Raw genomic sequence first — 13,866 nt, forward strand, 5'->3', positions numbered from 1 at the left:
TGCACTCCTTAGCGTGGTTTCAGGGTAGCGATAAGAAAGTCTTTCGAGCTTTCCACTTTACCCTGCTGAATTGCGGCGGCCGGGTCGACGTGCTTCGGACAGACTTCGGAGCAATAACCCACAAAGGTACAGCTCCAGACGCCGTTCTGGCTGTTAAGCTGCGCCATGCGTTCTTTTTTGCCGTGATCGCGGCTGTCCTCGTTATAGCGGTGCGCCAGGGTAATGGCGGCCGGGCCGATGAACTCCTTGTTCAGGCCAAACTGTGGACAGGCGGCGTAGCACAGGCCGCAGTTGATGCATCCGGAGAACTGATGGTATTTCGCCATCTGAGCTGGCGTCTGGGTGTTTGGCCCCTGATCCGGCGTGCGCGGGTTACCAATGATGTACGGCTTAATCGCTTCCAGGCTTTCGATAAAGTGGGTCATATCGACCACCAGATCGCGTTCAATCGGGAAGTTGCCCAGCGCTTCGACCTTAATGCCCTTGGTGTATTCGCGCAGGAAGGTCTTACAGGCCAGCTTCGGCACTTTGTTGACCATCATGCCGCAGGATCCGCAGATTGCCATGCGGCAGGACCAGCGGTAGCTCAGGTCTGGCGCCAGGTTGTCTTTGATATAGCCGAGCGCGTCCAGCAGGGAGGTTTGCTCGTCGTAAGGGACTTCATAGAACGCGCTGTGCGGTGCGGCGTCCACTTCCGGGTTGTAGCGCACCACTTCAACCTTCATTTTTTGCATCTCAGCCATTCGCCTTCTCCTTCTTCTCGGCGGCTTCTGCTTCTGCACCGTACACGCGCTTAGCCGGCGGCAGCGTAGTGATTTTCACGTCGCTGTAGTCCAGACGTGTGGTGCCATCCGCATCGCGCCAGGCGAGAGTGTGTTTCAGGAAATTGACGTCGTCACGTTCGGTGCAGCCTTCGTCCAGACGCTGGTGGGCTCCACGCGACTCTTTACGCGCCAGCGCAGAGTGCGCCATACATTCCGCTACGTTCAGACCGTGGCCCAGCTCGATAGTGTAGAGCAGGTCGGTGTTGAATACGCTGGAGGTATCGGTGATGCGCACGCGCTTGAAGCGCTCCTGCAGCTCCGCCAGCTTGTCGACGGTTTTTTGCATCAGCTCTGGCGTACGGTAGATACCGCAGCCTTCTTCCATCGACAGGCCCATCTCGTCGCGGATCTTAGACCAGTTCTCGTTACCCTCCTGGTTCACCAGATCTTTCAGGCGTTTTTCAACGTCTGTAACCTGCGCATCCAGTGCGGCACCGTTGGCTTCGCCTGCTGTAGCCGCCCGCTCCATCGCGCGCTCGCCCGCCATGCGGCCAAAGACCACCAGCTCTGCCAGCGAGTTAGACCCCAGACGGTTGGCGCCGTGCAGGCCCACTGAGGAACACTCGCCGACGGCGAACAGACCTTTAATTCGGGTTTCACACTGCTGGTCGGTTTCGATCCCGCCCATGGTGTAGTGCGCCGTTGGACGCACCGGAATCGGCTCTTTCACCGGGTCGACGCCAACGTAGGCTTTTGCCAGTTCGCAGATGAACGGAAGACGTTCCAGCAGCTTCTTCTCGCCCAGATGACGCAGGTCGAGGTGAACGACGTCGCCGCGCGGCGTGGAGATAGTGTTGCCTTTGCGCCACTCGTGCCAGAAGGCCTGGGAGACTTTGTCGCGCGGGCCGAGTTCCATGTATTTGTTCTTCGGCTCGCCGAGCGGGGTTTCCGGGCCCATGCCGTAATCCTGCAGATAACGGTAGCCGTTTTTGTTGACCAGAATACCGCCTTCACCGCGGCAGCCTTCCGTCATCAGAATGCCGGAGCCTGGCAGGCCGGTTGGGTGATACTGGACGAACTCCATATCGCGCAGGGGTACGCCATGGCTGAGCGCCATGCCCATGCCGTCACCGGTGACGATGCCGCCGTTGGTGTTATAACGATAAACGCGACCCGCACCGCCCGTCGCCATCACTACCGCGTTGGCGCGGATCTGGACAAGCGTGCCTTCCATCATATTCATCGCCACCAGGCCGCGCGCGTGTCCGTCATCAACCAGAATGTCGAGGACGAAATGTTCATCGAAGCGCTGAATTTGTGGGAACTGAAGGGAGGTCTGGAACAGGGTGTGCAGCATGTGGAAGCCGGTTTTATCGGCGGCGAACCAGGTGCGTTCAATCTTCATTCCGCCAAAGCGACGAACGTTGACGCTGCCGTCCGGACGGCGGCTCCACGGACATCCCCACTGTTCAAGCTGGGTCATTTCCGTTGGACAATGATGCACAAAGTAGTCAACGACATCCTGTTCGCAAAGCCAGTCGCCCCCTGCAACCGTGTCGTGGAAATGGTATTCAAAGCTGTCATGATCCTGCGCAACGGCGGCGGATCCTCCTTCTGCTGCCACAGTGTGACTACGCATTGGATAGACTTTTGAAATCAATGCGATTTTAGCGTTAGGATTAGCTTGTGCTGCAGCAATCGCAGCACGTAATCCAGCCCCGCCAGCGCCTATTACGGCAAGATCGGCTTGAAAAGTTTGCACGACATTCCTCCAGATTTTTGTTATTTCGCAACGCGACAAACTAAAGGTAGTTCACCCGTCCAAAAGGACGATTGCGAAAGCGTTTCCACTGCTCCTTTATGGGTAAAACAGTATAACCGTGTAGATGTCAGGGAAATTTGACGTGTTCGATTTTTTTGCTGTTCTGTACGGCGATTTATCATGAAGATTGATGAAATACGTCACGAAAAAGTTCACCTAAATGAAATGCGCTTTTTTACTGCGCAAAATTTGTCTCTGCCCCTGCTAACGAGTAGACTTCGTGCCCTTGTCTGAAATCGGAGAACAACTCATGAGTGAAACGGCCACCTGGCAGCCGAGCGCATCCATCCCTAATCTGTTAAAACGCGCTGCAATTATGGCGGAGATCCGCCGTTTCTTTGCCGACCGCGGAGTCCTTGAGGTGGAAACGCCGTGCATGAGTCAGGCAACGGTAACGGATATTCATCTGGTCCCGTTTGAAACCCGTTTTGTTGGCCCCGGCCACTCTCAGGGGATGAATTTGTACCTGATGACCAGCCCGGAATATCACATGAAACGCCTGCTGGCAGCGGGATGTGGCCCGGTGTATCAGCTGTGCCGCAGTTTCCGTAATGAAGAGATGGGTCGTCACCACAACCCGGAATTCACCATGCTGGAGTGGTACCGCCCGCATTATGATATGTACCGCCTGATGAATGAGGTGGACGATCTGCTCCAGCAGGTGCTGGACTGTTCAGAAGCCGAAACGCTCTCCTATCAGCAGGCTTTCCAACGCCATCTGGAAATCGATCCGCTGTCGGCGGATAAAACCCAGCTGCGTGAAGTAGCGGCAAAGCTGGATCTGAGCAACGTGGCGGATACCGAAGAGGATCGCGACACGCTGCTGCAGCTGTTGTTCACCTTCGGCGTAGAACCGCAGATTGGCAAAGACCGTCCGACGTTTGTCTATCACTTCCCGGCAAGCCAGGCTTCACTCGCGCAGATCAGTACCGAAGATCATCGTGTCGCAGAGCGTTTTGAGGTCTATTACAAAGGCATCGAACTGGCGAACGGCTTCCACGAACTGACTGATGCCCGCGAGCAGCAGCAGCGCTTCGAGCAGGATAACCGCAAGCGCGCCGCGCGCGGTCTGCCGCAGCAGCCTATTGATGTTAATTTGCTTGAAGCCTTAAAAGCGGGTCTGCCGGATTGCTCCGGCGTGGCGCTGGGTGTGGATCGTCTGGTGATGCTGGCCCTGGGCGCAGAGCAGCTTGGCGATGTGATTGCGTTTACCGTAGATCGCGCCTGACGGCAGTTAACCCTCTCCCGTGGGAGAGGGTCGCCCTGCTTATCTTACAAACTCCCCGCCGGGCGCGTACGCGCCGCTGACGTCAACGTTCTTCCCGTTTTACGCCCGTCCAGGCTTTCCAGACGCATCTGGAACGGTGGGAACGGCATATCAATACCGTGCTCGCGGAATCCTGCCAGAATCAGCTGGTGGATCTCATGGCGCAGCGGCATACGGTGGCCCATTTCGGCAGCGTAGATACGCAGCTCGAAAATCTGGATCCCCTGCTGTAAATCCACCAGGAACACTTCCGGTGCCGGGTTATCGATCACCAGCGAGCAGCGCTCTGCGGCTGTGTAGAGGATCTGGGTGACCTCTTCGCTGTTGGCGTCCGACGGTGCCGGTACCGTCAGCACTACACGGGTAACGGAGTCTGACAGCGACCAGTTGATGAACTGCTCGGTAATAAACGCCTTGTTCGGTACGATGATCTCTTTGCGATCCCAGTCGCTGATCGTTGTCGCGCGGGTGTTGATCTTGGTGATGCTGCCGGTCAGATCGCGGATCGTGACGGTATCGCCAATACGGATCGGTTTTTCGAACAGAATGATCAGGCCAGAGATGAAGTTGGCGAAAATCTCCTGTAAACCAAAACCTAACCCTACACCAAGGGCCGCCACCAGCCACTGCAGCTTCGACCACTCAATACCGATCATTGAGAAGCCAACCAGTCCGCCAAACAGCATGATCAGATATTTGGTTATGGTCGTAATCGCATAACCCGTCCCCGGCGTTAAATCCAGATGCTGCAGCAGCGCCAGCTCCAGCAGCGCCGGGAAGTTGCGCACCAGCTGCGTGGTAATGATCAGTACCAGAATGGCAATCAGCACCGCCCCTAAGGTGATCGGCTCCAGGCTTTCAACACCCTGCACCGTGGACGTCACGTCCCACAGAGAGATGTTCTCCAGGAAACCAAATGCGGAGTGGATCTCTGACCACAGGAATATGACCGACAGGAGGGCAATCAGCATCAGTATGGAACGAACCAGGCGCAGGGACTGGGTGCTGATGGCATCCAGATCCAGTTCGACCTCGTCCGCCTCCGTCGTGCCTTCCGTACTGTTGACGTGGTTTGGCTCTTCCTCACCCCGCGCGCGCTGGGCGAGGATCTCCGCCCGGCGATGCTTGGCTCGGTCAAAGGCCAGACGGCGGCGCTGGATCAGCATCCAGCGGCGGATCACGTGGTACACCACCAGCAGCAGGAACCAGATGGCCACCGAGGTTTCCAGCCTTGCCAGCAGCGCCTGCGCGGTTGCCAGATAGCCCACCGCGGCTGCCAGCATCGCAAACAGCGGCGCGCTAAGCAGCAGGTTCCAGAGCAGCCGGTTGAACATGTTTTCGCCGCTGCCAGATTTATCGAGATAGAGCGGAATACCCGCGCGTTTCAGGCTGAGCGTGACGATGGCCAGCGCCCCGCATATCAGCATAAAGCAGAGACGGCCCAGCGAGCCTGAGAATTCCCGGTCGTTGAGATTGTCGAACATGATCAGCGCCATAATCAGCGGCACAATCAGCCCGATGCTCATCAGGTAGTAACGCATGGCGCGCGCAACGCGATTACGCGGCCAGCCAAAGTGGGTGATAAACAGGCCATTGGGGCGCGCGAAGGTGGCGCAAATCATGACTACCCACAGCAGCGGCACCGTGGCGGTGACGCCATCGCCAATCGCGACCGCGAGCGGATAGGGCCAGGCTTCCCGCAGGCCATACCCCAGCGTCATCCACAGCACCGGCAGCGGGGAGGCGACAAGAATCGACCAGAATACGGTGCGCAACGTTAGCCAGAAGTGATCCTGGGTGACTTTCCCGACCCTGGAGCTGGAACGCTCCAGGAAGCGAGTGAAATGTCTGCGCGAGTAAATGCTGAAGCCCACCAGAATCAACGCCCCCAGCAGTGGGAAAATGGTCTCTTTGCTGGTGAACATCATCACGCTGGCCTGTCCCAGCTGGCTGAAGGTGTCCAGCGAAATCAGGCGGCGCAGGTCCTGGACGATCTCAATCGGCCACGAGAAGGTCATCGGACGCACGTCGGACGTCCAGAAGAGATAACGGTGCGTCGCCTCGTTCACCTCTTTCAGCGCATCTTCCAGCTGGCTATTGGAGACTTTTAGCTTGGTCAGCTCCAGAATCAGCGTATCCCCGCCCTGGAGCAAAGAGTTCAGCAGTTCACGCTGGGTACGCAGCTGGGCTTCCAGAATACGGTTTTGCTCGCTGGTCAGGGGCTGTCCGTCAGCCTGACGGATCTGGCGGATTTGCGGCTGTTTATTAAGGAGATCTTCAAAGTGCAGTCGCTGAACGCGCAGCTGGGCCATCTCGGTATCCAGCTGTTGCGGCTTCGGCATTTCCGGCAGGCGCGCGACCTGGGCACGTAGCGCTTCGCCCAGCAGGTTTGATGACCCGAGCCACTGGGACTGCTCGCGCAGGGTGTTGAGCGCCTGGCGAACCTGAAGGGTTTGATTGGTGGCCTGACGTTGCTGCGAGGCAACCAGATCCATACGCTGCGCCTGCTGATTCAGCGCGGCAGAAAGCTCGCGGTTGACCTTAAACTGTTCGACGATGCCGGCAGGCAAGTTATCGCTGTTTTCTGCCAGCAGTTCGGTACTTTCCAGCGCGCGCTCCGCCTCGCGTTGACGCTGACTGTTGAGCTGATTGCGCAGGGCCTGGAGATACGCATCCAGTTGCTCGCTCTGCTTCTGAGCGAGTTCAGAGCGCATCCGCGACAGCTCCTGGCGGTTATTGGCGGAAAGCTGCGCCAGCTCAAGCTCATCGACAAGGGCCTTCAGGCGAGCCGATTCTGCCTGCAGGCCCAGATTTTGGGCCTGAGCCTGTGGCGTATTGCCGCTTTGCGTGCCCACGCGGCGCTCAACTTCATTAAGCTGGCGACGGGCGTCGGTTTGCTGCTGCGGAAGCTGGCTAAGGGAGTCGGCAATTTCGCGCGCGCGCTCCTGCTCCTGCTGAGCAAGGCGGCTCTTTTCCAGAAGCTGGCTGCTGACCTGCAGGATCTCCTGGTTCAGCGCGTCGGAGGTCATTCCTGCGGGCACATCGCGCGGTTCGTCACGCAAATTATTGAGCTGCGAGCGTAGCGTCTGCGAGAGTTTTGGGAAGTTGTCGATAACCTGCTGATACTGCTGAGCGCGCTCAAGAGAGCCTTTCCGCTCCTCAAGCGCGTTCAGGGCAGCCTGGAGCGACTCGACGGTCTCCGGCTGAGCGGGTTTGGCCGCTTTTGCCTGCTCCAGTTCCTGGGTTATCTGTTTGGCGTCGGGGGCTGTCGCTGCGTACGCCCCCATGCTGAGGCACCAGGCCATCAGTAGAACGATAATCGGGCGCACGTCAGCGATCCTTCTGTTGTTAGCCTTCGTCTTTTTTGTCGTCAACCAGCGGGCTGGCGTCGTGCTCGGCGCTAATCTCTTCCTGTGACAGCGGTGCTGGTTCTGCATCCGGCGTCACGAAGGTTTCGGTTGAGACCGCCAGCGGCTGGCCCAGCTTGGTGACCGACAGGCTTTCGAGCTGTTCAGCCAGCTTCACTTTGCCAGGTGCAAACAGGTTGATCACGGTGGAGCCCAGCTTAAAGCGACCCATCTCCTGACCTTTGAGCAGGGCCACAGAGCCTTCCGCTTCACCGGCAGGCCAGGTCCAGCGTTTGATCACGCCTTCGCGCGGTGGGGTGATGGTGCCGGCCCAGACGGTTTCAATGCTGCCTACGATGGTTGCACCCACCAGAATCTGTGCCATAGGGCCAAATTCAGTATCGAACAGACAGATGACGCGCTCGTTACGGGCAAACAGGTTCGGCACGTTCTGCGCGGTCAGGTGGTTTACGGAGAACAGATCGCCCGGGACATAAATCATTTCACGCAGGATACCGTTACACGGCATGTGCACGCGGTGATAGTCGCGCGGTGACAGATAGGTGGTGGCAAACGTACCGTTGCGGAACAGATCCGCCATCAGGTAGTTACCTGCCAGCAGCGCTTCCAGACTGTAGTTATGGCCCTTCGCCTGCAGGATTTTGTCGTCTTCGATGTTACCCAACTGGCTGATCACGCCGTCTGCTGGCATCACCAGGACGTTAGGATCGGTGTTCAGCGGGCGCACTTCGTCGCGCAGCGGGCGCACGAAGAACTCGTTGAAGGTGCGGTAGCTGGCGGTATCCGGCTTCTGCGCCTCTTTCATGTCGACCTTGTAATATTTTACGAAAAGATCGATGACCAGTTTGGTCAGCCAGCCTGCGCGTTTGCTCGCGCCCCAGCCCGCCAGGCGAGTGAGCCACAGTTTTGGCAGAATGTATTGAAGCGAAAGTTTAAATGCGTTTAACAAGGTAGCCTCCAGGCCATTGTTTTGTCGTTCCTGATCCGGCGTTAAGCCGCCGGAACCTGAAAAAGGGGGACGATTTTAGCGATGCTTAGCTTAGTTGTCAGTTATCAGAATCAGAAAAGTTTTTACGCGTTTTTACGTCTTCCATGCTCTCAAGAATACGGTGGTAATTCTCGAAGCGGGTTTCCGCGATCTCGCCTTTCTCAACCGCTTCACGGATAGCGCAGCCTGGGTCGTTATCGTGTTTACAGTCGCGGTATTTACAAGCGCCTAAATAATCATGGAATTCGACAAATCCGTTAAAGATTTGTTCCGGCTCAAGGTGCCACAAACCGAACTCACGCACCCCTGGGGAGTCGATCACGTCGCCGCCGTGCGGGAAGTGGTACAGGCGTGACGCGGTGGTGGTGTGCTGGCCCAGACCCGAGACATCAGAGACATCGTTGGTCAGGATCTCTTGCTTGAGGCCAAGCAGGTTGTTCAGCAGGCTTGATTTACCTACGCCGGACTGGCCCGCAAAGATACTGATGCGGTCGGTAAGCGCCTCTTCCAGCGGTTTAAGACCATCTTTGGTGTGGCTGGAGACCATCAGCACGCGATAACCAATTTTGCGGTAGATATCCATCTGCTCATTCACGAAGGCCATGCCGTCGTCATCCAGCAGATCGATTTTGTTCAATACGATAATCGGTTCAACCTGCAGCGTTTCGCAGGCGACGAGGTATCGATCGATAATATTGAGCGAAAGTTCAGGCAAAATCGCCGATACGATAACAATCTGGTTAATGTTAGCGGCAATCGGTTTGACCCCGTCGTAGAAGTCGGGACGGGTTAACACGGACGTGCGCTCATGGACCGCTTCAACGATACCTTTTACCGTCACGCCTTCAGCGGCCTCTTTACCCGGACGCCAGACTACGCGATCGCCGGTAACCAGTGAACGGATGGTGCGACGGATATTGCAGCGGTGAATGTCACCGTCGGCGGATTCGACATCGGCATGCATACCGAAACGGCTGATGACTACGCCTTCTGTCGCTTCACCAAACAGGTTGTCGTCATAATCCGGCTTCTCCGAAGTGGTTTTAAGACGGCGCTGGTGGTTGGCGTTTACGCGGCGCTGCTGCCCTTTGGAGAGTTTATTTTTACTCAATCGCGCTGGCTCCTGGTCGCCCGTAAGGGGCAAAACCTCTATGATACACTCTAATTAATACTAGTTAACCTGCTACTGCCGGTTATGCGAGAAGGGTGGAAAATAACATGAGCGCGGATGAAAACAACCTGATTTGGATCGATCTCGAAATGACCGGGCTGGATCCCGAGCGCGATCGCATCATTGAAATTGCAACTCTGGTGACGGACGCCAACCTGAATATCCTGGCTGAAGGGCCAACGATTGCGGTGCATCAGTCCGACGAACAGCTGGCTTTGATGGATGAATGGAACGTGCGTACCCACACCGGCAGTGGCCTGGTGGAGCGCGTGAAGGCGAGCACGTTCGGCGACCGTGAGGCGGAGCTGGCGACGCTTGAGTTCCTGAAACAGTGGGTTCCGGCAGGCAAATCCCCTATCTGCGGCAATAGCATCGGCCAGGATCGCCGTTTCCTGTTTAAGTACATGCCGGAGCTGGAGTCTTACTTCCACTACCGCTATCTGGATGTCAGCACCCTGAAAGAGCTGGCGCGTCGCTGGAAGCCTGAAATCCTCGACGGCTTTAAAAAGCAGGGGACGCACCAGGCAATGGACGATATCCGAGAGTCCGTGGCGGAGCTTTCTTACTACCGCGAAAACTTTATTAAGCTGTGATTTTGCGATCCGGCGCCTTGCGTGGCCGGGTTTTTGTCGTTAAATTGTTCAGCTTGCCGATTTAATAAGCATTTGAACTTAATTTCGAAAAAATCGCTTTAAGGGGGGTTGCAGCTAAAAGGATTTCTCGTATAATGCGCCTCCCGTAACGACAGAGAATTACACGTTACGACAGCAACAAAAGCAGTGCAGATTTGCGGGAATAGCTCAGTTGGTAGAGCACGACCTTGCCAAGGTCGGGGTCGCGAGTTCGAGTCTCGTTTCCCGCTCCAAAATTTGAAAGTGCTTTCACAGCACAGACTGCCCAAGCGGGAATAGCTCAGTTGGTAGAGCACGACCTTGCCAAGGTCGGGGTCGCGAGTTCGAGTCTCGTTTCCCGCTCCAAAATTTGAAAGTGCTTCCACAGCACGGACCACCCAAGCGGGAATAGCTCAGTTGGTAGAGCACGACCTTGCCAAGGTCGGGGTCGCGAGTTCGAGTCTCGTTTCCCGCTCCAAATTCTTCTTCATCTCTAAAATATCCACAGCGAAAAGCGTCGCTGGGGACGTTTTCTATTGTCTCTGAAATACTCTTGTGAACAGAGTTATCCACAGAAACTGCGCTTAACCGAAACAGGGTTAAAACTTAGCAGGGTGAATAATATCCTCATAACTCACTGTATTTAAAGGATAAAATTTGATTTCAAAATGTTATTGAGATCACTTGACCTCTTCTCCAGCCCAGATGGCGCTTGAGTTTGTAATTTTATTCACAGGCTGTGAATAGTTCAGGCATCCCGCGGAAGCCCTTTTTCAATCACCCTCACCAGACGCTGTTTCTTCGGCAGCTGCACCTCGACAACGCAGGCATTACGTTTCTCAATTTGCTGCGCAATCGCCCACTCGATGTGCTCGTCAAGAAGTGGGTGCTCACCTCGACGGCTTTCAAGCGCCTGAATATTCGCTTCATCCCACGGGGTATTCCCCAGCGCGACGGCAACATTACGCAGCCAGCGCAAATGACCAATACGGCGAATGGCCGAACCCTCCGTCACTTTCAGGAACCAGGCCTCGCTCCAGGCGAACAGCTCAATGAGCTGCGGCGCATGCAGCGCCTTACGCGGGCTGAAATCCTCTTCGTCCGTGAGCTGCGAATAGCGGTTCCACGGGCAGATCAGCTGGCAGTCGTCGCAACCGTAGATGCGGTTGCCAATAAGTGGTCGGAATTCCTCTGGAATGGCCCCTTCCAGCTCGATAGTGAGGTAGGAGATGCAGCGGCGTGCATCAACAGTGTAAGGCTCGACGATAGCACCCGTCGGGCAGATGGTCATGCAGGCCACGCAGCGCCCGCAGCCTTCTTCGACCGGGCCGTCTACCGGCAGCGGTAAATCAATCAGCAGTTCGCCCAGGAAGAAGAACGATCCGGCGTCACGGCTGAGGATAAGTGAGTGCTTACCTGTCCATCCAAGCCCGGCTTTTTCGGCGATCGGACGCTCAAGAATAGGCGCAGAATCGACAAAGGGTCTAAAATTCAGCGAAACACAGTGCTGCTGAATGGTTTCCCCGAGTTTTTTTAAGCGGTTACGCAAGAGCTTATGGTAATCACGACCCAAAGCGTACCGGCTGACGTAACCCAAAGAGGGATTTTTTAGCGTGCGCGCAAAGGCCGCGTTGGCGGGTAGATAGTTCATGCGCACGCTGATGACGCGTAATGTGCCCGGCAAAAGCTCGTGAGGACGGGCGCGCATCATGCCATGACGCGCCATCCATTCCATTTCGCCGTGGTATTGTTTATCCAGCCAGGCCTGCAGTTTCGGCTCGCTGGCGGAAAGGTCGGTATCGGTAATGCCCACCTTCTGGAAGCCAAGCTCAGCACCCCACTGTTTTATTTTTTGCGCTAATTCATTGAGATCGAGGGGCTGTGACATGACGGACCATACGGTGAAGAAAAACCCCGCAAGTATACCACATTCCATCTGGCATGCGGATGACCTCCGGCGTGCCGAAAAAGAGGCCGCAGACAGCCTCGGGATTACCCTCTATGAACTGATGCTGCGTGCGGGTGAGGCGGCGTTTAACGTTGCCCGCAGCGCGTACCCGCAGGCCGCTCACTGGCTGATTCTGTGCGGGCACGGCAATAACGGCGGTGACGGCTACGTCGTCGCCCGTTTGGCGGTTGCGGCCGGTATCCGCGTGACCTTGCTGGCTCTCGAAAGTGATAAACCGCTGCCGGAAGAGGCCGGCGCGGCGCGGGAGGCATGGCTTAACGCAGGCGGTGTGATTCATGCGCCTGATATTGTCTGGCCGGAAGAGGTGGATCTGATTGTTGATGGTCTTCTGGGCACCGGGCTGCACAGCGCACCGCGCGAAAATATTGCCGCGCTTATTGAACACGCTAACAGACATTCCGCGCCGGTAGTCGCCCTGGATATTCCCTCTGGCCTGATTGCACAAACCGGCGCAACGCCGGGGGCGGTCATTCAGGCAGCCCATACGGTGACCTTTATCGCCCTCAAGCCGGGGTTACTGACCGGTAAAGCGCGAGACGTGGTTGGCGTGCTGCACCACAATGCGCTGGGGCTGGAGGGCTGGCTGGCCGGGCAGGAAATGCGCCTCGCGCGTTTTGATGCGTCGCAGCTTGCAGCGTGGCTCCCGCCGCGCCGACCAACGTCCCATAAGGGCGATCACGGCAGGCTGGTGATTGTGGGAGGAGACCACGGTACGGCTGGTGCGATTCGTATGACGGGTGAAGCGGCTCTGCGCAGTGGTGCCGGATTAGTGCGAGTGCTCACTCGCATTGAGAATATTGCGCCCATAATCACCGCCCGACCGGAACTGATGGTCCATGAGCTTACGCCCCAGGCGCTTGAAGAAAGCCTGGAATGGGCGGATGTGGTGGTGATTGGCCCCGGGCTTGGGCAGCAGTCATGGGGTAAACAGGCCCTGCAAAAGGTCGAGAATTTTCGTAAACCGATGCTGTGGGATGCCGACGCGCTTAACCTTCTGGCAATAAACCCGGATAAGCGTCACAATCGCATTCTGACACCACACCCCGGCGAAGCCGCGCGCCTGCTTAACTGCAGCGTGGCAGAAATTGAAAGCGATCGCTTACTTTCTGCTCAGCGTCTGGTAAAACGTTACGGAGGTGTTGCTGTTTTAAAAGGGGCAGGAACCATTGTCGCCAGTGATGAGACGCTGGGCATTATTGATGCCGGAAATGCTGGCATGGCGAGCGGCGGAATGGGCGATGTGCTTTCCGGCATCATTGGCGCATTGCTTGGACAGAAACTTCCCCTTTATGATGCAGCCTGTGCGGGCTGCGTGGCCCACGGTGTCGCGGCGGATAAACTGGCTGCGCGTTACGGTACACGCGGTATGCTGGCCACGGATCTTTTTTGCACGCTGCGGCGTGTTGTTAACCCGGATGTGATTGACGTAGAAAATGACTAATCGAGCGATTCTTTTACCTGATGAACAAGCCACTTTAGAACTCGGCAAGCGCGTGGCGCAGGCCTGTCAGGGGGCAACCGTCATTTATCTGTATGGTGATTTAGGTGCGGGTAAAACCACCTTCAGCCGGGGTTTTTTGCAGGCGTTAGGGCATAACGGGAATGTGAAAAGCCCAACCTACACGCTGGTAGAACCGTACACCCTTGAAAATCTCATGGTGTACCACTTCGATTTATACCGCCTTGCGGATCCTGAGGAGCTGGAATTTATGGGGATCCGTGATTATTTTGCCAACGACGCCATTTGCCTGGTGGAGTGGCCGCAACAAGGTGCGGGTGTGCTGCCTGACCCGGATGTCGAAATTCACTTAGATTACCAGGCTCAAGGGCGTGAGGCACGCATCAGTGCTGTTTCCTCATCAGGCAGTTCCTTACTGGCACGTCTGGCCGGTTAAGCGTAGGGATG

General features: G+C 56.5%; 10 protein-coding genes and 3 tRNA genes. 7 read left to right on the forward strand and 6 right to left on the reverse strand.

The features are described 5' to 3' along the window. Positions 1–8: 8 nt before the first annotated feature. Positions 9–743, reverse strand: coding sequence for a succinate dehydrogenase/fumarate reductase iron-sulfur subunit (locus KGP22_RS01855; RefSeq protein ID WP_023310124.1), 735 nt, complete (start codon positions 741–743; stop codon positions 9–11). Beyond that, positions 736–2,526 (reverse strand): fumarate reductase (quinol) flavoprotein subunit, encoded by a 1,791-nt coding sequence (frdA, locus tag KGP22_RS01860; protein ID WP_133293620.1) that lies wholly within the window; start codon positions 2,524–2,526, stop codon positions 736–738. Before frdA ends, KGP22_RS01855 begins: the two co-directional genes overlap by 8 nt. Before the next feature lie 310 nt (positions 2,527–2,836). On the opposite strand from frdA, the gene epmA reads away from it, so the two are divergent. Continuing rightward, on the forward strand, positions 2,837–3,814 hold the full coding sequence (gene epmA, locus KGP22_RS01865) for an elongation factor P--(R)-beta-lysine ligase (protein ID WP_024907345.1): 978 nt from the start codon (positions 2,837–2,839) through the stop codon (positions 3,812–3,814). Between the two features lie 44 nt (positions 3,815–3,858). Here epmA and mscM read toward each other — a convergent pair whose 3' ends face one another. The 3 genes from mscM to rsgA form a co-directional block, all read right to left on the reverse strand. Continuing rightward, on the reverse strand, positions 3,859–7,182 hold the full coding sequence (gene mscM / locus KGP22_RS01870; protein WP_111965400.1) for a miniconductance mechanosensitive channel MscM: 3,324 nt from the start codon (positions 7,180–7,182) through the stop codon (positions 3,859–3,861). Between the two features lie 19 nt (positions 7,183–7,201). Beyond that, positions 7,202–8,170 (reverse strand): archaetidylserine decarboxylase, encoded by a 969-nt coding sequence (asd, locus tag KGP22_RS01875; protein ID WP_149367303.1) that lies wholly within the window; start codon positions 8,168–8,170, stop codon positions 7,202–7,204. Between the two features lie 97 nt (positions 8,171–8,267). After that, positions 8,268–9,320: a small ribosomal subunit biogenesis GTPase RsgA gene (gene rsgA / locus KGP22_RS01880; RefSeq protein ID WP_181574042.1), complete on the reverse strand. Its 1,053-nt coding sequence runs from the start codon at positions 9,318–9,320 to the stop codon at positions 8,268–8,270. Positions 9,321–9,427: 107 nt separating this feature from the next. Between rsgA and orn the strand changes: the two genes are divergently transcribed. The 4 genes from orn to KGP22_RS01900 all read left to right on the forward strand — a co-directional run bounded on the left by orn (position 9,428) and on the right by KGP22_RS01900 (position 10,469). Then, positions 9,428–9,973 carry an oligoribonuclease gene (gene orn, locus KGP22_RS01885; protein WP_143347629.1) on the forward strand — a complete coding sequence of 182 codons (546 nt, stop codon included), beginning with the start codon at positions 9,428–9,430 and terminating at the stop codon, positions 9,971–9,973. Between the two features lie 196 nt (positions 9,974–10,169). Further along, a tRNA-Gly gene (locus KGP22_RS01890) sits at positions 10,170–10,245 on the forward strand. Between the two features lie 36 nt (positions 10,246–10,281). Continuing rightward, positions 10,282–10,357 (forward strand) — tRNA-Gly (locus tag KGP22_RS01895). Between the two features lie 36 nt (positions 10,358–10,393). Then, positions 10,394–10,469, forward strand: a tRNA-Gly gene (locus tag KGP22_RS01900). 270 nt (positions 10,470–10,739) lie between these two features. Here KGP22_RS01900 and queG read toward each other — a convergent pair. Further along, positions 10,740–11,879 (reverse strand): tRNA epoxyqueuosine(34) reductase QueG, encoded by a 1,140-nt coding sequence (gene queG, locus KGP22_RS01905; RefSeq protein ID WP_223581024.1) that lies wholly within the window; start codon positions 11,877–11,879, stop codon positions 10,740–10,742. Here queG and nnr point away from each other — a divergent pair. Both nnr and tsaE read left to right on the forward strand, forming a co-directional pair. Then, positions 11,878–13,401, forward strand: coding sequence for a bifunctional ADP-dependent NAD(P)H-hydrate dehydratase/NAD(P)H-hydrate epimerase (nnr, locus tag KGP22_RS01910; RefSeq protein ID WP_223581026.1), 1,524 nt, complete (start codon positions 11,878–11,880; stop codon positions 13,399–13,401). The two genes, queG and nnr, sit on opposite strands and share 2 nt — an antisense overlap. Next, the gene (gene tsaE / locus KGP22_RS01915) at positions 13,394–13,855 is read left to right on the forward strand and encodes a tRNA (adenosine(37)-N6)-threonylcarbamoyltransferase complex ATPase subunit type 1 TsaE (RefSeq protein ID WP_047346117.1); all 462 of its coding nucleotides are present in this window, start codon (positions 13,394–13,396) and stop codon (positions 13,853–13,855) included. The genes nnr and tsaE overlap by 8 nt, the downstream gene beginning before the upstream one ends. The last annotated feature ends 11 nt before the right edge of the window (positions 13,856–13,866 follow it).

Source organism: Enterobacter sp. JBIWA005 (assembly GCF_019968805.1).
Lineage (GTDB): Bacteria > Pseudomonadota > Gammaproteobacteria > Enterobacterales > Enterobacteriaceae > Enterobacter > Enterobacter vonholyi.

What these genes read in the sequence shown, in the direction of transcription:
- KGP22_RS01855 (WP_023310124.1), bottom strand. Translation starts at nt 743, where the DNA reads ATGGCTGAGATGCAAAAAATGAAGGTTGAAGTGGTGCGCTACAACCCG.
- epmA (WP_024907345.1), top strand. Translation starts at nt 2,837, where the DNA reads ATGAGTGAAACGGCCACCTGGCAGCCGAGCGCATCCATCCCTAATCTG.
- orn (WP_143347629.1), top strand. Translation starts at nt 9,428, where the DNA reads ATGAGCGCGGATGAAAACAACCTGATTTGGATCGATCTCGAAATGACC.
- nnr (WP_223581026.1), top strand. Translation starts at nt 11,878, where the DNA reads ATGACGGACCATACGGTGAAGAAAAACCCCGCAAGTATACCACATTCC.
- queG (WP_223581024.1), bottom strand. Translation starts at nt 11,879, where the DNA reads ATGTCACAGCCCCTCGATCTCAATGAATTAGCGCAAAAAATAAAACAG.
- tsaE (WP_047346117.1), top strand. Translation starts at nt 13,394, where the DNA reads ATGACTAATCGAGCGATTCTTTTACCTGATGAACAAGCCACTTTAGAA.